The following is a 20,859-nucleotide window of genomic DNA, read 5'->3' on the forward strand; positions in this document are numbered from 1 at the left end:
CCTTTCGGGCACCCCGGGGCATACCGGCCCGTGCTCCCTTTCATGCCCCGGGGTCCTGCCGTCTTGAGTTCAGGGGCGAATATCAATGGTGGGATAAATGCCCTTCATGTCCCCCTCGGGATAGGGTTGGATGATGTTAAAGGCGATATTTTGCCCTTTTTGGGCGTGACCCATGTGTTGGCTGCCGTCAAAATAGGCTCCGTTTTCTTCCAGGATGTGCTCGATGCGATTCTGGAAAGCCCGTACAAAAGCCGATCCACTGCCTCGGAAAGTCATGGACCCCAAGGTCAGTTCGCCCTGTCGGTGGGCCAGGTCATCCAAGGAAATAGAGTGCCCCTCAAGGTCTCGAGGGTTGCGGATGTGTCCCCAGATCACATGTCGCGGCGGAATCGTCACCCCTTCCTCCAGATCGATGATGGTGTGGGGCATGACAATGGAATCTTCCCCGATGAGCAACGGGGCTTCCTGGGACCCTCGGACGAAAGCATTAAAACCCACGAAAACCTTACGCCCCAATCGTGCCCCGATGATCTTGCCTCCATGGGCCGTCACGTTGAATCCTTCCAAATGGGAGTCCACAATGTAACAGTTTTCCTGGGCATTGGAACCAGGCCCCATCCAGGCGTTCATGAGGTAGGCTCTTTGCGCCACGAGGACGTTTTCGCCAATGGTGCTCGCCCCTTTCACGACGGCATAACGGCTCACCGAGGCACCGTCCGGAACCTGCAAACCCGAACAACAGGTCACCGAGTCGAATACGGTCTGGAACTCCCCCTTTCGGCTCTCGACAAAGTCAATGAGCTCGCCAGTGGGCGCAGCCCCCGGTTCCACCCAAACGTAACGCTTCAAAACGTCTTCGGGGAATCGGAAAAGAAACTCAAAAGCCCCGTCGGATCGGATCCATACGGTACCTGGCTCCACGTGCACATGGGACAACTCCCCGACCTGGACATAGGAAAAAGCCCCCACAACACAGTCATGAACTGTTGTCAGATCGACGGTCGCGAAGGGTCCAAGAAAGCACCCTTCCACAGGTGCGCCATGGATGTTTGCGTAATGGAGCGCCACGGCATTGTGAATGCCGAATTCCTCAGGGCTCTCGGGATCGTGTGAATTGTTATGCACCAGGGTCTTGATGAGAAAACTGTTTTTCACAGCGATGACTTCGTCGTCATGGAGCGGGATTTGGATGCCTCGATAGTGAAAAAGATCGCCCCGACGTTTCAGTTCATCGCCGCGAAGGTCACTTTTGTAGAGAATTGAATGGTCCACGGTGCACCGCCCTAAAAAGTAGCTCCCGGCAAGACTCGAATGCGTAAAGGCGAAATGCAACGGGTGATGCGGCGTCACACCATAAAAAGCATAAAACTTGGCAAATTTATCCAAAGGGATGAGATGGCGCACATAAGGCCCCACATCGAAGGCAGGCTCTCTGAGATTGATGTTCACGCGGTCGATGATTTGATCGATCAATTTTTCCAGTCGATACATCGGTCAGATCCTCCAAATCCTGTTCGAGGAAAGAAAAACCCAAGGTCAATGACCTTGGGTACTGTTTTGCCGATCAGGCCTTCAGGGTGACTGGCATGCCCATGAGAGGCCAAATAAACGCCACGAAGAGCCCCAGGACGACCATAAGCAGGACGCTCGCCGGAATACCGTAGATGAAGAACTCTCCTGCGGTGAACTGTTTGGATTCATAGGCGATGGCATTGGGTGCAGCCCCAACGAGCAGGAGAAAAGGCATGCCGGCGGTTACCAAGGCCGAATAAAAAATGACCTCCGGAGCCACCCCCAGATAGGGGGCGATCACCAGGGCCACAGGGAGCGAGATGGCAATGGCGGCCACGTTCATGATGAAATTGGTCATCACCAGAACGAAAAAGGACATACTGAGGACGAAGACAAACCAGTTGGCTTTCTGGAACAGGGTCAGCCAATTCACGGCAAGCCATTTGGCGGCGCCTGTTTCCCAAAGGCAGAACCCAATGCTCATGGCCCCTGCAAAAAGGAGGATCACGTTCCAAGGGATCTCCTCGAGGTCCTTGAGATCTAAAATGCCAACCACGAAGAACAAAATGGTGGAGCACAAAATGATGGCTGTCTTATCCAAAGGATCCAGTGCAGGGACAAAAGACTTCAGGCTCATCAGCAGAATCACGGCGGCGACGATCACCGCAGCCGTGATTTCCTGCCGTGTGATCCGCCCCAGTTGCGCCGATAAAACTCTGGCTCTTTCTCTCAAACCGGAAATGACTTTCTTTTCAGGAGGGCAGATCACCATGAAATAGCCCCACAGCAGTAAAACCATGACCCAGCCGATGGGGAACATGTAGTAGGTGAGCTCGAAAAAGCTGACGTTTCTTTTGGCAATTTCATTGAAAAATCCTATGGCCACCGCCCCGCGGGCTGCACCCAGCAGGGTAATGATGCTTCCGGCACCCGCCACATAGGCCATGCCCATAAACATGGCTTTGCCGAACTTGGTCCGGCCGTTCTCTTCACCGTAAAGAGAATAAATGGACATCAAGAGCGGGAACATGGTGGCCGCCACGGCCGTATGGGCCATGATATGGGTGAGCGCCGCGGTGACCACGAAACAGCCTAAGAGAATATTGCTCGTTTTTTCGCCCACAATGACCAGCATCTTGTAGGCGAGCCGCCGGGTGAGACCGGTCTTTGTGAAAACCATCCCTATCACAACCGAACCAAAAATAAAAAGGACAGAGGGATCCATGAAATCCTTGAACGCCGTCTTGGCGGGCCGCACCATGAAAAGGGCTTGTAAAACCCCGATGAGAATGCTGGTGACGCCTATGGGAACCACCTCAAATACCCACCAGGTACCGGCCCACAGAAATACCGCCAAAGCCCCTTTGGCTTCCTTGGACAATGGGAAATGCTTGCCCATGGGATCCACTGCATCGGCCCATGGGGGTGAGAAATATACGATGGCAAACAAAATAGGTCCCACAAGCATAAAACCGAGCCGCCTCCAATCTATGCGGCTTTCCACTGCGACAGCCACGTCGTGCATGTTCATCCTCCAGAATGTTCCCCGCAAGGCTTAGAGCGCACACGCTTTGATCCGCTCGCTGATTTCCACATAGACGTCCGTCAGCCGCAACACGCCCACAATGGCCTCCCCCCGGGTGACCAGGAGTGACTGATGCGGTCCCAGGACGAGCTGGCGGATAGCCTCGTTTAAGCTGGCCGTTTCCGCGACGTATTCCCCTTCGCTGGGACTGTGCATGACATCCCGGACGCGAATCCGGGCCACCTTCTTGCACAGATCGTCGAGGGGATTTTCAAGGAGAGACAGCTCCTTGGTGATGATCTTGACCACATCCGGTCCGAGGCCGAAACGCCCCAAGAGGCCCACATTGCCCAGTTTTTTAAACTTGGGTTCCAAAGCTCTCAGCACGTCCAGTTGGCTCAACTTGCCGACAACCTTGCCAGAGGCACTGCATACCAAAACCGCCCGATGTTTATATTCCCGCGTGCTCGGCTTTCTTTGGACTTCTTCTAAGGCCAGCACCGCTTCATACAACGTGGCGTCCTCTGAAACTGTTGCGTATTCCTCAATGGGAACCATGAGATCTTTGACCGTATCCTTGCCCACTCCAGAGTCCTCCTCCAGGCTAAAAAAGGCCCGCCTGATCGATTACCATCCCTTCCGTTTGAGAATTCCGTTGATTTCCGCCTTTCGGATCCGCTCTTCGTGTTCCCGCTTGCGAGCCACGGCTCCATTGATTTTCTGTACCAAATCAGGAGTTTCCGTCGGCTTCATCAGGTAGTCGTAGGCCCCGAGTTTCATCCCCTGGATGGCCGTTTCCACCGTCGCATGCCCCGTCAGCATGATCACTTCCACCAGGGGCTGTTTATGCTTGATCTCGTGCAAGGTCTCGATTCCGGATTTGCCCGGCATGACCACGTCCAAGATGACCACATCCACCTTGTGCTCATCGAGTAGCCTCAGGGCTTCGTCCCCGCTGTACGCCTTGTGAACGATAAAATCCCGAGTTTCCAAGCGCTCCGCCAGCACATCCACAAAATCCACCTCGTCGTCCACCACCATCACATGCGCTTTCATCGGCCCCCTCACTTATCTTGCTTTTCTTCATCCAGGATCTCTTGGGCGGTCCGAAAATCACCGGCTTCGGCAAACGCCGCGGCGACCATGGCATCTTCCATTTTCTTCTTGTAGGCGAGCCGCAAGGTCTTCAGGAGCTCATCCACATCCACCGGCTTCTGGAGATATTCGAAGGCTCCCAGCCGTCGTGCCTCCTCCTCGTCCTTATCCGAGCCGTGTCCCGTGAGGATGATCACCTGGACATGGGGATAGTTCTTCCGCACCCGGCGCAATACCTCTAAGCCGTCGATCCCCGGCATGCGCAAATCCAGCACCATGACGTCAGGCACCTGATCGCTCACCAGCTCCAAAGCCTGTTCCCCGTCATAAGCGATATCGGGGCCCAGATCCCGCATTTTGAGTCGCTCCGCCAGGGTTTGGACGAATTCCTGTTCGTCATCGACCAAAAGCACTTTAATTTTCTTGTCCTTCATGGCTCCCTCCTTGTTTCTCCCGGTCAAGTCGCTCCCAACATGCCTTCACGGCGTCTTGAAATTCCGGGGCCGCCTGCGCTCGGATCCCTCATTGGACGCATCGCCATCCGGCTCTTTCTCTAAAACCCGTCTCGCCTCTTCGGGAGCACCCGCTTCCGCAAAAGCCGCCGCCACCATGAAATCCTCCCATCGCTGCCGCAAGCTCTTCCTCTTCTTGACGACCTTGCGTCCGGCTTGCATGGCGAGTGCCACTTTTTCTCGGAGATCTTCCCAAGCAAACGGAATGAGGAGATCGTCGAAAGCACCGCGCTTCATCCCTTCGATGCCATGGTGGAGTTGTCCTCTGGGCACCAAAAGGATAACCGGGGGAGCCGAGGAGAGCGTGCGGACGTGGTCCATGAGTATCCATCCACACCCATCGTCTGGAACGCAATGCCAGACCACGACATCCGCACCTTTGTGATCCAAAAGCCCCACGGCTTCCGCCTGATCGGCCGCCGTAATGACCTGGTAACCCCCTTTGTGCAGGTGCGCTCTGATGCCTGAACGGAAGCTTTCTTCAGGTGCCACCACCAGAACGCGGCCCTTCATGGCATACGCCCCGCAGGGCTAAACCTGCACCACGCACAACCGCACCCGGACGCCCGCCAGGCCCACGTCCATGAGGAATCCCGCCAAATCGGAGGCCCCCCGATTCCACCCTTTCTCGCCCGACCGCACCATGTCCCGGGCTGCTGCATCGGCATTGGCTTCCGCCAAGGCCACCGCGGCGAAATGATCTTCCACCCATGTGCGCGCACCAACAGTGACGGGTCGAAAATCCAGAGAGGGAACACTGGCTGGATCGACCCCCGCTTCGGCAAGCGCCGCCGTCGCAAAGACGTTTTCGAGAATCTTTTTTAGGCTCTTCATGGCACCCTCCCTCATGTATAGCGTTTTTTGCCGTCTCCGCCCTCACGAAGGATGCACAAAGGATGCCACGGACGAACTGCTGATGTTACGAGGAAAAACGAGGGGATCCGATCCAAGCCCCCCGTGACTAGACTATATGCACCATTATGAAACATATCGGCTTAGGACAAAATGATACATTATGATACATCGTGGCCTTCCCCTAAGGCGCGACACCGAGGCGCACTTCCACATGGTCCGCTCCCACAGAAACTCGTACCGCCAACCGGTGCCCCAAGGCGTCCTGACCAGCCTCTTCCATTGCCCTTTTCAGCAGATCCCGGGCCTTTTCATCCAACAGCCCGTCTTCCACAGTGTAGCGACAATACGCCTCGGAGCCCTCCGACCCAATATGGCCGGAAACGGCGCATCCATGCGGGACCACTTCCACCAAGGCCATGAGACTGTCGAAAAGCAACCTCTGGAGGGTGACGGGAAAAGTTTGGAAACTCACATCCGCTCCAGCTCCGGGCACCACCGTGAGGGTGATGGCCTTCTGACGAAGGAAACGGTCGGCAAGGGCCTTGAGATTGTCAAGGAGGTCCACCAGTCGGACCGAGGCGCTCTCATGGTCGGCTCCATGAGCAAATTTATTGAGCTGCGTGAGAATATGGGTGCCTCGTCTCACCTGGTCACGGATGGAAGTGAGCGCCTTGAGGAACCGATCCCGGTGGGAAAAATCCCGGCACGCCGGCAGCTGCAGGAGGTCCTCCAGAAGCCCTGCGGACTCCCCCACGATGGCCAGCACGTTTTTGAGTTCGTGAGTGACCCCCGCGGTCAATTTTCCCATAAAAGCTGCGTCATCGCGCATCACCGGCGCCATCACGACCCTCCCGATGTTTTCGACGTTTGCCCTCCAACGGCCTCCCGCATTTTGTCCATCAATCGATCAATATCCACAGGCTTCATCAAATAATCAAAAGCTCCCAGGCGCATCCCTTCGATCCCATCCCGAGTGGCGCTGTGTCCAGTAAGCAGAATCACCGGGATTTCGGGTCGATGGGTTCTGATCCGTTTCAAGATCTCAAGGCCGCTGAGTCCGGGCATGCGCACATCTAAGACGACGACGTCAAATGCCTGCTCTTCCAGAATCTTCATGGCCTCTTGCCCATCAAAGGCCACACTCACTCTCAGACCGCGTATCTCTAACCGCTCGGCTAAAGTGGATACGAATTCTCTTTCATCATCCACCAGAAGTACCCGGTATGTCTCCATGGCCCCTCCTCCCTGGCCGCATCGTGGATGCGCCACAAGCGTTACGCCTTGCGTGTTTCCTCCCTGAACCGCCCCGGAATTCACCCTTCCCCCAGCACGCCCGGTTTTTTGGGGAGGTAGACGGTAAAAGTGCTCCCTCTATCCTCTTCACTTTGGACCTCAATGCAGCCGCCGAGCTTTTTCACAATGCCGTAGGTAATGGGGAGTCCTAAACCCGTGCCGGAGCCTTTTTTTGTGGTAAAGAACGGCTCAAAGATATGCTGGAGCGTCTCCGGGGACATCCCGTGTCCATTGTCCTGGATGCTGACCCCGATGCGCTCCGGGTCCGCCTCCCACGTGGTCACACTGACCCGACCGCCGTCGGGAACCGCCGCAAAGGCGTTATTTAAAATGTTGAGGAAAACCTGCTGAAGTTGCCCACGGTCGGAGGCGATCTTCGGCAAGTCAGGCGACAGGTTCAATCGGAGGTCGATGTTGCGGTAGATGGCCTCTTTTTCCAAAAATCCCAGAACCTCCTGAATCACTTCGTTCACGTCCAGGACTTCGATCTGCACATCCATCCGCCGTGCGAACCCCAAAAGCCGGTGGGTGATATTTCGGCAGCGATCAACGGAATTGAGGATCGCCGTGATCAAGAGTTCAAACTTTTCACGGTAGGGAAAATCCGGCACCCTTTCCAGAAGATCCCTCATGAGGCCCGCTTTCTCGTTGATAATCGCCAAGGGATTATTGATTTCGTGGGCTACCCCGGCAGCCAATCGGCCAATGGAAGACAATTTATGGTGGTGCTGCATGTCTTGATAGGCGGCCTCCCGCCTTTCGTCGGCCTCCCGCACTTTGCGCACCAAAACACCTGTCAGCCAATACACCACCAGGAAAATCATGGCCGTCCCGACCATGAAAAGCACCACGAGCTCGCTTTTCAGCGTGGTCCACGCCCGGAGCACTTCCGCCTGAGGTTTGACCGCAACAAGAATAAAATTGGGGTGAACAAAATGGGCGTAAGCGAGGAAAATGTGACGGCCGGAAGGATCTACGGCTGTGGTTACGTTGGCTTGGTAGCTGATGGGAGTGACGATGAGCGGGCATTTTTCCAGAACCCCCCCGTAAAACCTCGAAGGGGTCTGAAAAACCCCGTCCCAGTTGATCAGGAACGCATCGCTGTCGGCCTCCAAACCCATGGAGGCAATGAGTTCATTGAACCTTTGCGTGTCGATGGTTGCACGCAGGATCCAGCGCTCCCCTTCCGGGGTTACCTGTTCCACAGCAATGACCACATGAGGAAACCGACGATATCCCAAAAAAACATCGCTGACATAAGTGCCCCGAACACTGACTTCGTGAAACCAGTTTTGGTCTGAGTAATCCTTGCCCTTGAGGTCGTAGGGGCCGACGTAGTTGACCTGGATACCCCGGGAGTTGATGAGACCCAGGTCCACAAAACCCGAAAATTCCTGCTTGACCACGCGATAGATGTGGTTGAGACGCTGCGGATCAATGAGTTCCTGATAGCCGTAAGCTCGAGCGATAAAACTCACGGCCGATTTCCGTTCGGCAATGAAAAGTTCAAAGGAGTGTTTCGTCTTATTGACGATATTGCGCAGAGGGGTGGCCAATTCTTGATGAAGCACTTTTCGATATTCATGATAGTTGATGGCGGCCATGAGCACCAAAGGGACAATCGTCACCACAGCCATCAATATCACGAGATTTCGACGTAATATCCGATACCTGTCAGCACTCCCTTCGTCCACGTCAAAGCTCAAAGTCGCTCGAATCCGATGAAACCATGGGTCCCAAAACATGGAGTTACTCCTCGATGCGCCGCTCCATCAACACTGAACCAGTGCGCAGGGTACCTTCCCTCAGGGCTTGTTTCACGGCTTCCACCGTGGCGATGACATCGTCATAAATTTTAATTTTCTTCCACACCAGATAGTCAAAATATTCCTGCTCGATGCCCCCGCAGACAACCACCTGTGCGCCTTCGGAGAGGATCAGCTGACATAGATTTTCCGCCGACGCCTGCGGCATGACCACGGTGCGCTCCTCGAGGAAATCATTGCCCGGCCCTTGGATACCTATCCAGACCTCGGAAGCCAAATCGAATCGTGGCGCCACTTCAGCTCCATGCACGGCAATGATCACTCGGATCATGCTAAGAGCCCTTTCGTATGGAATCGTCGGCGTCTGCCGAAAGGAGCCCGTGGTGTTTCATCTTCCGCCACAATGTCGATCGTCCCCACCCAAGGATTTCCGCCGCTTTGCCGCGTCTTCCTTTGGCTTGGACCAAGGCCTCCACAATGAGACGGCGTTCGACTTCGTCCCAATTCGCCGTGTTCTCTGTCGACACCATCCCCGCAGAGAACTCTTGTGAAAAGGCCGCAGTTGTCCCTTTTTCGGGAAACTGCGAGATCACTTTGACGCGGGCTTCGGTCAAATAGGACGGCAAATGATGCACTTGGATTGTTTCCTCACGGCAGACGTTGACCGCGTATTCCACAATGTTTTTCAACTCGCGTACGTTCCCAGGATAAGGGTATTCCAGGAGATACTGCAAGGCCTCCTTAGAAAATCCCCTGATGTGTTTATGAAAATTCGAGACGAAACCGGCCAGGAAATGCTCCAGAAGAAGCCGCACATCTTCTCCTCTTTCCCGAAGTGGAGGAATATGCACGCGGACGACGTTCAATCGGTACAGAAGATCCTGCCGGAATTTACCCTCGCGAACCATGGCTTGAAGATCCCTATGGGTCGCGGCGACAATGCGCACATCGACCCGAATTCCTTTCGTCGACCCGAGAGGATAGATCACGTGATCGTCCAGGAACGTGAGGAGCTTGACCTGGAGGGGAAGGGGAAGGTCGCCGATTTCCGTGAGAAACAACGTGCCGTTGTGAGCTAAACGGAAACGGCCCGGTTTGCTCTCCACGGCCCCCGTAAAAGCCCCTTTTTGGTGGCCGAAAAGCTCCGACTCCAAAAGGGTTTCGGGCAGCGCCCCGCAGTTGACCTTCACGAAAGGTCCTTTAGACCTGCCGGAAAGCTGATGAATCGCTTCCGCGAGGAGATCCTTTCCCGTCCCCGTCTCCCCGGTGATCAACACCGAAGAATCGGTTTGAGCAATTCCGGGCAGGATGGCAAAAAGCCGCTCCATGGCCGGGCTTCTTCCGACAATACGGCTCAATCGGTCGTCCCGCCCGCTGCGTGCTCCCAGTTCCTGGAACGATCTCAGATCCTCTAGCACCTCCATGAATCCCGCCACATGACCCTGGAGGTCGCGAAGGATGATGTAACTGATGCGAACCGGCACCCTGCGGCGATCCCGATTGACCAGATCACCTTCGCGGCATTGGGCTCCCGCATCCCACGATGGGTTTGCCAAAGGGCACCCCACAAGGCACAGATTGCTGCGCACCACATGCCGGCACGGAAGCCCCCGCGCTTCGCCGTCGCTCAATCCCGTGAGAACCTCGGCGGCCCGATTGAGATAGAGGACTCGTCGGTTGCGGGTCAAGAAGATCACCGAGTCAGGAAGGTCGTTAAAGGCGGCAGCACATTCGATGGGTTTGGGAAAAAGTCCGGAAATCACAGCCGGCTTCGCCGGAACCATCAATTCCCCCCCTTTCTCATGTCTCCTTAAAATGCCTTCATCATCATGGCAACCATACTTCTGGATCCACGAGAAGGCAATCGGGGCCCGACGAGCCGCAGTGGAGCGAACCAACCTAAAGAAACTGACGAAGTGTGATTTTACCTTGGGGAGGCAAGGGCACGGAGCTCCGTGCCCTCGTCGCGCTGAAGAGGAACAACTCTAGCCCTTGCGAACACCGTCGGATATCCTACTCTAGTGCGCACCGGCCCCGAGGATACCCGAAGCTGCCAAGAGAAGGGCCACGACCTCTACGATCACGATAATGAGAAAAGGGATGTCTCTCTTACGCACATAGGCAGGGATGAGGGTGATAAATCCAATGATGGTCATTGCCCCAAGCAAGGCGATTCCCAAAAAGTTCAGGTAATCCCCTCTGCCCAGCAAAAGGGCCCACCCCCAGCCTTGGGGTGCCCCGCTTTTTTGGAGGAATTCCCCAACCGGAAGACGCCACAACTGGGGCAGTTGATCCATAGGAATGTGTGGGCTGAGCAAACCCAGAACGTAAATCACGTATGTCACGATCATAATGAAAATGCCGGCCCAACAGCCATAAAACAACAGGTCGGCATACAACAGTTGTTCGGGAGATGCTTTGGAACTCTCTCTCGTGGCCATCGTCAACCTCTCTTTCTCTTTCGCCCGTAGGTCTGTCGGTTCTGCAGACCGCTATCCGATACCCAAGCCTTTCAATAGCGCCTTAAGCCCAGAAAACAGGAGGACGCCAATGACCAGATATCGGATAATTTTCGGCTTGGCCACGGCCAAGATGCGCACCCCAACGAACGAACCCAGCATGAGTCCGACGATAGACGGGATGGCCATGAGCGGGATGACGCAGCCTTGGTTGAGGTAAACCCACGCGGCCGAGGTGTCTGTAATGGAAAGGAGGAACTTGCTCGTTCCCACGGCGACCTTCAAGGGCGCTCCCATGAGAAGGTTCAATACCGGCACGTTGGCCCATCCTGCCCCGAGGCCGAACATACCAGCCATGATCCCGATGAGAATGAACAGAATGAGTCCCGGCACCGTCCGATGTGTCTTCCATTCCACCACTTCGTGCGTGGATTCTTCGTAATACACTCCGGACATTCCCAGAGCGCGCCCAACAGCGTCTTGCATTTTCACCTGGGGGCGCTCGACGTTCTTCGACGTCGCCAGAAGAATTGAGATGAAAACAATGGTGGCACCCAGACAGATTTGGACAACGTTTGTGGGCAAGGCCAACCCGAGAAAAGCTCCCGCGATGGCACAGGTCGAGGCGATCAAGGCCACGGGCAAGGCCAAACGTAAGTTGGCCAAATTACGCCTCAACAGACCTGGACCGGCGGCCAAGGCACCGGCCAGCGCCACCAGTAAGCCGGCGCCCCTGACAAAGTCTAAATGAAACGGAAAAAAGCCACTGACCAAAGGCACATACAACACACCGCCGCCTACGCCGGCCAAAACTGCGATAATGCCGAGAATAAAACAAAAGATCAGCAGAACAATGGGCCACAACCACCATGGCTTGTTAGCCTGCGGCATCGACGCCTGGGCTTCGGCGGCGAAAGCCCATGCCGGGCTCGCGACAACGCCGGCACAGACTATCCAAAAAAGTTTAGCCATCCGATCGCGCACATGCCCCATCATGCCATACCCCCCATATGATCTTAATTCGCGCTAAGATCGTGAATGATTACACAAAGCGGCCGCATCCTAAACAGTTAATCCCCGAGAGTCAAAGAAAATTTTCCCTCGGTTGAAAGAACACCGCCGCCAGAGGAGGCAAATTGATAGCCAGGGAATACGGCCTGCCATGATGGGGAACCGCTTCGGCCAGGACGCCGCCCAAATTGCCCTGGCCGCTTCCACCGTAAACAGAGGCATCGCTGTTGAGTACCTCTTTCCAAAATCCTCCAAAAGGCACCCCAATGCGGTAGGGAAACCGAGGCACAGGTGTAAAATTCAAAGCACACACGACAACGTCCTCTTCCTTTTTGCCTCGCCTGAGGAAGACCAGGGTGCTCTGATCACTGTCGTTGCAATCGATCCACTCAAAACCCTGGGGCTCGTTGTCCAATTCATAGAGAGCCGGTTCCATGCACAGAAACCGGTTGAGATCCCTCACCCACTGCTGAAGCCCTCTGTGGGTATCGTGTTCCAGCAAAGCCCAATCCAACTGCCCGTCATGATTCCATTCGTTCCACTGGCCGAATTCGCTTCCCATGAACAGCAGCTTCTTTCCCGGATGGCCGTACATATAGCCGTAGAGGAGTCGCAGATTCGCAAACTTCTGCCAGAGATCCCCCGGCATCTTGGCCAGCATGGAGGCTTTCCCGTGGACCACTTCGTCATGGGAAAAGGGCAGAATAAAATTCTCGGAAAACGCATAGAGGAGGCTAAATGTTAAAAGATTGTGATGATACTTGCGGTGGACGGGATCCTTGGATATGTAGAGCAGAGTGTCGTGCATCCAGCCCATGTTCCATTTGAAGCCGAACCCAAGGCCCCCAAGATAGGTGGGCCTGGACACCATGGGCCATGCGGTGGATTCTTCTGCAATGGTCATCGCATCGGGATGTTCCCGATAGACGATCTCGTTAAAACGGCGCAGCAAGGCGATGGCTTCCAGGTTCTCGTTGCCGCCGTATTGGTTGGGAATCCATTCCCCGTCGCGGCGGGAGTAGTCGAGGTAGAGCATCGAGGCCACGGCATCCACGCGCAGGCCGTCCACATGATAGATTTCGAGCCAGAATAAGGCGCTGGAAAGGAGGAAGTTCACCACCTCATGACGTCCGTAATTGTAGATGAACGACTTCCAGTCGGTGTGAAAACCTTGCCTCGGGTCAGCATGTTCGTAGAGATGCGTCCCGTCAAAGTAGCCCAAGCCATGCTCGTCCGTCGGAAAATGTGCCGGGACCCAATCCACGATCACCCCCAGGCCATGCTGGTGTAGAGTGTCCACGAAAAACATAAAATCCTGGGGCGTGCCGAAACGGCTTGTCGGAGCAAAATATCCAGTGGTTTGATAACCCCACGATCCGTCAAAGGGATGTTCCGTTACGGGCAGGAGTTCCACATGGGTGAAGCCCATCTGTTGCGCGTAAGCCGCGAGGCGTGGCGCGAGTTCGCGATAGGTCAGCCAGCGGTTGCCCTCTTCGGCCGATCGCATCCACGAACCTAAATGGACTTCGTAGATGGCCATGGGAGAGGTCCGGGTGTTGCGCTTCTTGCGCGATTGCATCCATTCCTTATCCTGCCAGGCGTACCCGGAAAGATCCCAGACGACGGATGCCGTCCCGGGACGCTTTTCCGCATAGAACGCGTAAGGGTCGGCCTTTTGGACTTTATACCCGTTGACCCGGGAGGTGATGGCGTACTTGTAGAGGGTGCCCACACCAATTTCAGGGATAAACCCTCTCCAAATGCCGGTGTCGCCGAAGGGTTCCAAAAGATTGGCGCTTTCATTCCATCCGTTAAAATCCCCGACCACGGCGACCTTTTCCGCATTCGGCGCCCACACGGCAAAATGGGTGCCGTCCCTGCCGTCCATGCGACATGGATGGGCTCCCATCTTCTCCCAAGAGCGATAATAGCTGCCTTGCTTCCACAGATACACATCGAAGTCGCTGAAAAAGCGCCATTGGGTTTCGCTCATGTCCTCAATCCCGTCTGCTCACGTGGCTGGATGCGCCTCATCCTTCAGGATTGCTTCTCGAGCTCGTCGTACGCCCAACTCAGAGCGGCCGATACGGAGGGAAATCCGATGGTACTGATCAAGAGCACCAGGGCATGGACGATCTCTTCCGGGGTAGCCCCCGCCCGTAGCGCTCGACGCGTGTGGCTGTGCACGGCACCCTCTGAACGAATGGCCGCTGCAGCCGCCAATTGGACGAGATGGGCCGTCTTGTGATCGATGGGCCCTTCCCGGCGGACCGCGACGCCCAATTCATCCAAGGCAGCCATAACACCGGGATGCTTTTCTCGAATCCCAACATACCAACGCGGCAACTTTTCTTCGGCCATTGTCGTTCCTCCTTTAGTCTTGTGGGATCCATTGGTAAGGAAGACCCGGGCACGACTCGTGGATCTCTCCGGGAGCCCGATCGAGTCTCACCTTACCGTGCCTATGGGTTTCTGACAAGCCAAGGGCTGGGCAAGACCGCAGTGCCGTTTACAGGTCAACGAAAACTGTCTATATAGACGACGAAAGTAAAGTCGCCATGCCGCAGACAAGCTGAGCATTTAAAGACGGGAGCGGCGATAACTGCACCCCACCGAGGAACTGCCATGGATACTGGATTTCGCCTCGGAACGGTGGAGCGCAAGACGCGCGAAACCGCCATTGCCGTCAAGATCGTTCTCGACGGCACAGGAACCGCCGAAGTGGATACCGGCCTTGCCTTTTTCGACCATATGCTCACTCTATGGGCCGTCCACGGGTTGTTCGACCTCACCCTCCGAGCCCAGGGAGATTTGGAGGTGGACGGACACCATACGGTGGAAGACGTGGGGATCTGCCTTGGCCAGGCGCTGTCCAAGGCCCTGGGGGACCGAAGGGGCATCCGTCGATACGGGACGGCCTTCGTGCCCATGGATGAGGCGTTGGCGCAAGTGAGCCTGGACCTCTCCAACCGCCCCTATCTCACGTATCGCGTGCCCGCCTTGGCCGAACGGGTTGGAGCCTTCGAGACCGAATTGGTGCCGGAATTTTTCAGGGCCTTGTGCCAACATGGCGGAATTACAGCGCATATCCTCGTTCCTCATGGCGACAACACGCACCACATCCTCGAGGCCGTCTTTAAAGCTTTCGGCCGAGCTTTGGATGAGGCCGTCCGGGTAGATCCACGCCAAGCCGGCGTCCCCAGTTCCAAGGGCGTCTTATAAAACCAGCAGAGCGTTTTCCATGAGTCCTCGACCGGCGGCTTCGGATCGACGTCCAAGCCAAGATGGTTCCACGGCTTGAAGCCACCTCCGCCCGTGGACAAGCTGCCCTCGAATCCGGAAGCCTTTCCCGCGGCGCCAGCCAGAAATTGCTCCACCCCGGATCATGGCGCCCTGCGCCCCTTGACTTCCGACGTACCATGGGCTATACAGAAGCGCTCGTTGACGCGGGGTGGAGCAGCTCGGTAGCTCGTCGGGCTCATAACCCGAAGGTCGGAGGTTCAAATCCTCCCCCCGCTACCAGCCACTGAGGGACCCGGCCCAAAGGCCGAGGTCCTTTTTCTTTTGCGATCCCGAAAAGGTGCCTCTGACCGGTGGTCTCATGATCGAGCTGCTTGGTCTCCTCAGGGGAGCATCCAAACCCTAAACTCACATCGCGAGATTGGTCGAATTCGGTGCCAGCCCCTCCACAAACTCCCCATTGATCCCCCTCGGTGTGGCACAACGGATGCCAAGATTCCATCATCAGCCCAGAATAGCCTTCGGGCTCTGGGGATCAGGGTGTTCCCAACCTTCCCGTTCAGGCAATCCATTGTCTATACGTTCTTCGGAACTCCTCGGCCTCTCGAAAGGGCCGAAGCGTCCCCCCATGGTGAAGGGTTTCCCTTCGGGCGACCCCAAGAAGCCAGCGCCCACATGGAAAACATTTCGGAAAAAAGGAAGAGAGAAACCCGAACCACTTCCATCGGCACCCCATGGCGCACCTCGCCCACAGACTTTTCCCCACCGCCTTACGCTATTTCTTTCTGAAATTTGCCTTTAGTCCCGACTCATCTGCGTTCCCGGCACGCCGGCGTCAAGGCCACCAGGGGCAAAACCGACCTTCTTTTTTTACGATGAATGTCGCGTGCCTGAAGCACAAAAGCCCCCCGAGCCACGCGAACGGTCTTGGCCGGTCGGGGGAGGGCTCCCGAATCATGGGGTTGGCGGCTCCCCGTTCGTGGCGGCCAAGGCAGCTCGGAGGCGTTCCTCGCCCCTCTTGCTGAGGGAGCTGACCAGCACCGTGCCTCCGAGTTTCTTCAAAGTTTCGATCATTTCTTGGATCTTGGGATGGCGAAGAACCACCACCAGGGCCCACGTCCCAGGAAGAACCGCACAGGCGAGCTGTTTGACAAATTCGTCATCAATCCCCACATGGGATAGGCTGAAACGGGGGCCTGCGGCGGCACCCGTCAGTGTCCCCAAAGCGGCACCAATCACAGGATGCAGCAACAAGGACCCCACCAATAGCCCGGCGATACCGCCCACGGCGGTTTCTTTCACGCCCACATGCTCCACATGTCTGATGGAAAGCCGTCCCTCAGGGTCCCGATGGAGCACGAGCATCCCTTCGAGATGCACCATGCCTTTTCGATGCCAGGCCACAAGCGCTTCCCGCAAACTCTGAATCACGGCCTCTCTGGGGTCTCCGATCACGAAAAGGTGACTCTGATGAGTCCGCTCCCACAAAGCCCGAGCTAATTTGTGAGCCAACCAGTCGCGGAAATGGTCTGCCGCTTTCCAGGATTTCCCTAGGGAGTCTATGAGGTAGACGCCGTCATCCCTCATATCCAAAGCCACGTACACATCGATGGATTCCCCGATTTTTTCAATCGTGCGCTTGCCCTCCGTGCCGATGATCACCCAGTCCTTGGGAAACTTGGGAAACAGGTTCCGAAAGGTCTGCGTTGTGCCCACGGCGAAGTCCGCATTGCCTATGCCTGGAATCCAGCCGGCCTCGGACAGGGGGTCCGAAGACAAGTGCTGATGGTGATGGGCCAGCAAGGCCTCGTAGCAGGAAGAAATCTCAACTCCCAAAACCTTCTTGAATCGTGCCCTAAAATCATTCACGGCCGATTTCCTTCTCGGCGTCTCATGGTCTGCGCCGCCAGAACAGAGAGGAGTGTCTTGCGCAACACTTCAAGCCGGAAAGGCTTCGCCACGTAACCCGTAAATCCCTTCTTGAGGATTTTTTCCTGATCGCCTTCCATCGCATGGGCCGTCATGGCGATTACGGGAATGTGGCATGTGGTGGGGTCCGCCTGAACGCGTCGAGCCACTTCAAAACCATCGATGCCGGGCAGCGAAATATCCAGAAGAACGGCATCCGGTCTCCATTCGTGGATCAGACGAAGTCCCTCTTGACCGTCGGGCGCCTCCTGAAGCTCGAATTCCGTCTCCAGGTAGTCCATGATGAGTCTGCGATTGTCCGGATGGTCTTCCACAATGAGCACACGTGGACGTTGACACTCCGTCTCCGCCACAGATGAGGGCAATTCCTGAGAGCTTTGTTCCGGACTAAAGGGTGTCTTCCTCGGTTTGTCTCCGCCGTCTAAAAACTGCTCGGCCAAGGGCTGGTCCCGCAGCATGGCATCCACACGGCGCACCAGTTCCCTTCGTCGGATGTCCCCTTTGGTCACGAGCTGAAAAATGTGATTCGCCTCTATCCGCCCAATTTCATCTTTGGTGAGTTCCCGCGCCGTAAAAACAAGGACGGGGATTTCGCGCGTGTGCTTCTGGAGCCGAAGGCTTTCCAGGACGGCCAGGCCGTCGACGTCGGGCAGTTTCAGATCCAATATCACGCCATCGGGCCGTTCTTGAGCCACCCATTTTAAAGCCTTTTGGCCGGTGGTCGCCGCCACCGTTCGGTAGCCCGCCCCCTCCAGGACGGCCTGAATCTGCAAACGGGCCGCTTCATCATCCTCCACTACCAGAATCCGCTTGGACGACGGATTGAAGGGCAAGGTTTTCAGCCGCAAGAGACAGTCTACGTGGTATAAAACACGTTCACGACTTAGCGGCTTCCCCACGAAGCCGTCGGCACCCATCGCCCGGGCTGTCCCGCCGTCCCGCGCCGCAGACATGATCACCACAGGAACCCTCTTGAGCGCTTCGGATTGGGTCCGGCGGCACACGACTTGGTACCCGTCCCCGTCAGGGAGAACGATGTCTGTGAAGATCACCGACGGAGGCTCTTTTTCACAGTGTTCCAGAGCATCCCCTAAAGTCGTGAAGGTTTCCACCTGAAAGCCCTCAGTTTCCAACCATGACCTTACGGTCTTCAAGACCTCCGGGTCATCGTCCACCACGACCACCTTGTCCGGCCGACTTGAACGGGCCTCGTCTGAAGGCGCCCTCCCCCGGATGGGCCCACTTCCCTTCCAGACTAAGGGAATGCTCACATGAAAGACCGAACCTTTCCCCAGGCAACTCTCTGCCCATATCCGTCCTCCCAGACGTTCGGCAAGCTTTTTCGAAATGGCCAGCCCCAATCCGGTGCCTTCATGACGGCGTGCCAACGTTCCGTTCACTTGTCGGAAACTTTCGAAGATATGAGGCAAAGCGGACTCGGGAATGCCGACCCCCGTATCTTCAACCGAAAACTCCACTTCCTCCCCTCGGCGCCGCACATGCAAGGACACCTCGCCCCGTTCTGTAAACTTGATGGCATTGCTGGCGAGGTTTTGCAGGATTTGGTAAAGCCTTCCGCGGTCCGTGCACACCCGAGGAATGCCCTCTTCGACACGGCTCTGCCAGATCAAGCCCTTTTTCTCCACCAACGGTTTTACGTTTTCGGCGAGGTTGCGGACCAAAGATGTGAGGTCTACAGGTTCGGGAAACACCTCCAAACGATCGGCCTCGATTTTCGACAAATCCAAGATGTCATTAATTAAATCCAGCAGCACGGTGCCGTTCTTTTCAATGATCCCCAGATATTCATCCCGGCGGGATTTCGGCTGGTCGGATTCTTCCGATTGCAAGAGTCTGGATACGGCCAATATGGAATGCAATGGCGTCCGCAGCTCGTGGCTTACGGTGGCCAAAAATTCATCTTTCAGCCGATTGGCCTCGTCCAGCTCCCGTTGCTTGATTTCCAAAGCCGCGTTTTGTTCCCGGAGTTCCTCAGCCTGCATTTCGAGTTCTACGGCTTGGACTTCCAGTCTCTCTTTTTGTTCCTGAAGCTGGGCGTTCTTCCGAGAAATCTCTCGGTTCATGTGTCCGATATGCTCCAACGCCCAAAAGCGAGCGCAGGCCGTATCCATGGCGTGGCGCACTTCTTCCAAAACCCGGATTCTGTCCGCCGGAAAAGATCCTAGCGACGCAAGGGAAAAAACGACGGTGATCTCGCCGTCTCCCTTGAGGGGCATCGTCAAAATTTCCCTGGGAATCATGTCCCCGGCTACCGCTCGGTAAATGTAGCGTGTCTCTGGTGGAGCGTCCCTGAGGTGCACCAATTGCCCCGAAACCAGTGCGCGACCGAATTCCCCTTCACTGGTCAGGGCGGCAAAGGGAACCAGAGCCTCACCGCGCATGCCCACACTGCATGCCGGGCGAAACAGACCCGCGTCCGAATCCAAGAGGTACCCGGCTCCAAATTCCGCTCCAGTCACATCCATGAGGCGCAGCAACAAGGTTTCTGCGAAACTTCTCAAGTCGGCTGCCCCAACCATGGTCTCATGGATGCTGGCGACGAGGCGCTGCATCTCCAAACGCTCCGCCAAAGATCGGACTGCCGTGTCTAAAGAGTGCGCCAGCTCCTTGAACTCATCGAATTTCACGGCGTCATAACTCACCGAGACATTCCCGCCGACCATTTCGGCCGTAACGGTCCGCAATGCGTTGAGGGGGACCGTAACCCAAAGACTCAGGAAAACTGCAATGCTCACAAATCCAAGGCCGCTCATGACGGCCAAGAAGAGCAAGCGATGCTTCAAAGACAACAGATCTTGATCCATGCCGGCCAGTGGAAACAGCGTCACCAGCTTCCACGCTGTTCCCTGGACATCGCTTTCCGCAGCCCAGAAATCACCACGAAGGGTGCTTCCCTCTGAAAAAGGCCCGACGGGATCGAATCGCACGCGATCGCCAACGGCGTGCGTCGGCTTCGGGTCCCACGGAAATCGGAGAACTGTTTCGTTCGTCAGGTCATAATATTGGTCACCGCTTTTCACATAGGAATGAAAAGGCAAAGCGGACGAGTTGGTGCCGGACGTCATCTCGCGAAAAGGATCTCTTGCCACGTTTCGCAAAATCAAGTGGCCGAACGGAACGGTGTGCTCCGAACCGCCGTAGAGAGGCACAGAAGAAAAAATGTCCACAGGGGCGCCTGCGGCCGGTATGTGCAGCTGGCCAATAGCTCTTGTCTTTAAAGTTTGGACCTCAGAAAGCACATTTTCGGGAATGGTCCTCTGCGGCGAGGATAAACCATCAAGGCCTTCCAAACTCTGAATCCGCTGACCTATCACAAGCCATGCGGCCCCTGCATTCATCATGGAATGCACCTGCCAGTTCAAGAGCTGCACTATGCCCACCGGTTGCCCGCCCATCAACGATTCCGACTGGAATGTGACGAGATCAAAAAACCGATCCATCGCCCCCACCCACCGACCCACGGCAGCCGCACGGCGCGCATGCACCTCCCACATCAGGGCGAGCCGTTCATTTTGACGTCGGTCCACCTCATGCCGATAGACGTGGAGGCAAGCCAGGGCCACCGGAAACCATCCGATGACGATAAATCCAAACAGCAGCCGGTTTTTCAGCCGTGCTTTACGAAAAAAACCCATATTGGC

The 20,859-nt window shown here is 56.0% G+C and carries 19 protein-coding genes and 1 tRNA gene; 2 read left to right on the forward strand and 18 right to left on the reverse strand.

All coding sequences use genetic code 11. The annotated features are described in order from the left end of the window. Positions 1 to 69 precede the first annotated feature (69 nt). From ACZ5K9_RS03770 to ACZ5K9_RS03845, 16 genes are all read right to left on the reverse strand, one after another. The gene (locus ACZ5K9_RS03770; RefSeq protein WP_464273086.1) at positions 70 to 1,491 is read right to left on the reverse strand and encodes a transferase; all 1,422 of its coding nucleotides are present in this window, start codon (positions 1,489 to 1,491) and stop codon (positions 70 to 72) included. 73 nt (positions 1,492 to 1,564) lie between these two features. Continuing rightward, positions 1,565 to 3,037, reverse strand: a complete 1,473-nt coding sequence (locus tag ACZ5K9_RS03775) for a DASS family sodium-coupled anion symporter (RefSeq protein WP_464273087.1) — start codon at positions 3,035 to 3,037, stop codon at positions 1,565 to 1,567. A 30-nt stretch (positions 3,038 to 3,067) separates the two neighbouring features. Beyond that, positions 3,068 to 3,622: a CBS domain-containing protein gene (locus tag ACZ5K9_RS03780; RefSeq protein ID WP_464273088.1), complete on the reverse strand. Its 555-nt coding sequence runs from the start codon at positions 3,620 to 3,622 to the stop codon at positions 3,068 to 3,070. 42 nt (positions 3,623 to 3,664) lie between these two features. After that, on the reverse strand, positions 3,665 to 4,093 hold the full coding sequence (locus tag ACZ5K9_RS03785) for a response regulator (RefSeq protein ID WP_464273089.1): 429 nt from the start codon (positions 4,091 to 4,093) through the stop codon (positions 3,665 to 3,667). Positions 4,094 to 4,101: 8 nt separating this feature from the next. After that, positions 4,102 to 4,566: a response regulator gene (locus ACZ5K9_RS03790; protein WP_464273090.1), complete on the reverse strand. Its 465-nt coding sequence runs from the start codon at positions 4,564 to 4,566 to the stop codon at positions 4,102 to 4,104. A gap of 45 nt (positions 4,567 to 4,611) precedes the next feature. Next, positions 4,612 to 5,157 (reverse strand): response regulator, encoded by a 546-nt coding sequence (locus tag ACZ5K9_RS03795; RefSeq protein ID WP_464273091.1) that lies wholly within the window; start codon positions 5,155 to 5,157, stop codon positions 4,612 to 4,614. 18 nt (positions 5,158 to 5,175) lie between these two features. Next, positions 5,176 to 5,478 (reverse strand): hypothetical protein, encoded by a 303-nt coding sequence (locus ACZ5K9_RS03800; protein WP_464273092.1) that lies wholly within the window; start codon positions 5,476 to 5,478, stop codon positions 5,176 to 5,178. 202 nt (positions 5,479 to 5,680) lie between these two features. Then, positions 5,681 to 6,340, reverse strand: a complete 660-nt coding sequence (locus ACZ5K9_RS03805; protein WP_464273093.1) for a hypothetical protein — start codon at positions 6,338 to 6,340, stop codon at positions 5,681 to 5,683. Beyond that, a complete protein-coding gene (locus ACZ5K9_RS03810) occupies positions 6,340 to 6,732 on the reverse strand; it encodes a response regulator (protein ID WP_464273094.1) in 393 nt (130 codons plus the stop codon). Before ACZ5K9_RS03810 ends, ACZ5K9_RS03805 begins: the two co-directional genes overlap by 1 nt. 80 nt (positions 6,733 to 6,812) lie before the next feature. After that, the gene (locus tag ACZ5K9_RS03815; protein ID WP_464273095.1) at positions 6,813 to 8,537 is read right to left on the reverse strand and encodes a sensor histidine kinase; all 1,725 of its coding nucleotides are present in this window, start codon (positions 8,535 to 8,537) and stop codon (positions 6,813 to 6,815) included. Between the two features lie 4 nt (positions 8,538 to 8,541). Continuing rightward, a complete protein-coding gene (locus ACZ5K9_RS03820) occupies positions 8,542 to 8,889 on the reverse strand; it encodes a NifB/NifX family molybdenum-iron cluster-binding protein (RefSeq protein ID WP_464273096.1) in 348 nt (115 codons plus the stop codon). A 1-nt stretch (position 8,890) separates the two neighbouring features. Then, positions 8,891 to 10,342, reverse strand: coding sequence for a sigma-54 interaction domain-containing protein (locus tag ACZ5K9_RS03825; protein ID WP_464273097.1), 1,452 nt, complete (start codon positions 10,340 to 10,342; stop codon positions 8,891 to 8,893). A gap of 234 nt (positions 10,343 to 10,576) precedes the next feature. After that, positions 10,577 to 10,999: a DUF1634 domain-containing protein gene (locus ACZ5K9_RS03830; RefSeq protein ID WP_464273098.1), complete on the reverse strand. Its 423-nt coding sequence runs from the start codon at positions 10,997 to 10,999 to the stop codon at positions 10,577 to 10,579. 51 nt (positions 11,000 to 11,050) lie between these two features. Then, positions 11,051 to 12,013, reverse strand: coding sequence for a sulfite exporter TauE/SafE family protein (locus tag ACZ5K9_RS03835; protein ID WP_464273099.1), 963 nt, complete (start codon positions 12,011 to 12,013; stop codon positions 11,051 to 11,053). A gap of 88 nt (positions 12,014 to 12,101) precedes the next feature. After that, the gene (glgB, locus tag ACZ5K9_RS03840) at positions 12,102 to 14,021 is read right to left on the reverse strand and encodes a 1,4-alpha-glucan branching protein GlgB (protein ID WP_464273100.1); all 1,920 of its coding nucleotides are present in this window, start codon (positions 14,019 to 14,021) and stop codon (positions 12,102 to 12,104) included. A gap of 44 nt (positions 14,022 to 14,065) precedes the next feature. After that, positions 14,066 to 14,389 (reverse strand): carboxymuconolactone decarboxylase family protein, encoded by a 324-nt coding sequence (locus ACZ5K9_RS03845; RefSeq protein WP_464273101.1) that lies wholly within the window; start codon positions 14,387 to 14,389, stop codon positions 14,066 to 14,068. Positions 14,390 to 14,653: 264 nt separating this feature from the next. Between ACZ5K9_RS03845 and hisB the strand changes: the two genes are divergently transcribed. Beyond that, the gene (hisB, locus tag ACZ5K9_RS03850) at positions 14,654 to 15,250 is read left to right on the forward strand and encodes an imidazoleglycerol-phosphate dehydratase HisB (RefSeq protein WP_464273102.1); all 597 of its coding nucleotides are present in this window, start codon (positions 14,654 to 14,656) and stop codon (positions 15,248 to 15,250) included. A 223-nt stretch (positions 15,251 to 15,473) separates the two neighbouring features. Further along, a tRNA-Met gene (locus ACZ5K9_RS03855) sits at positions 15,474 to 15,550 on the forward strand. A gap of 672 nt (positions 15,551 to 16,222) precedes the next feature. On the opposite strand, the gene ACZ5K9_RS03860 is transcribed toward ACZ5K9_RS03855, so the two are convergent. Beyond that, positions 16,223 to 17,137 (reverse strand): DUF1269 domain-containing protein, encoded by a 915-nt coding sequence (locus ACZ5K9_RS03860; RefSeq protein WP_464273103.1) that lies wholly within the window; start codon positions 17,135 to 17,137, stop codon positions 16,223 to 16,225. Beyond that, a complete protein-coding gene (locus ACZ5K9_RS03865) occupies positions 17,134 to 20,853 on the reverse strand; it encodes a response regulator (RefSeq protein ID WP_464273104.1) in 3,720 nt (1,239 codons plus the stop codon). Before ACZ5K9_RS03865 ends, ACZ5K9_RS03860 begins: the two co-directional genes overlap by 4 nt. Positions 20,854 to 20,859: the final 6 nt, after the last annotated feature.

This window comes from Desulfosoma profundi, from assembly GCF_055387865.1.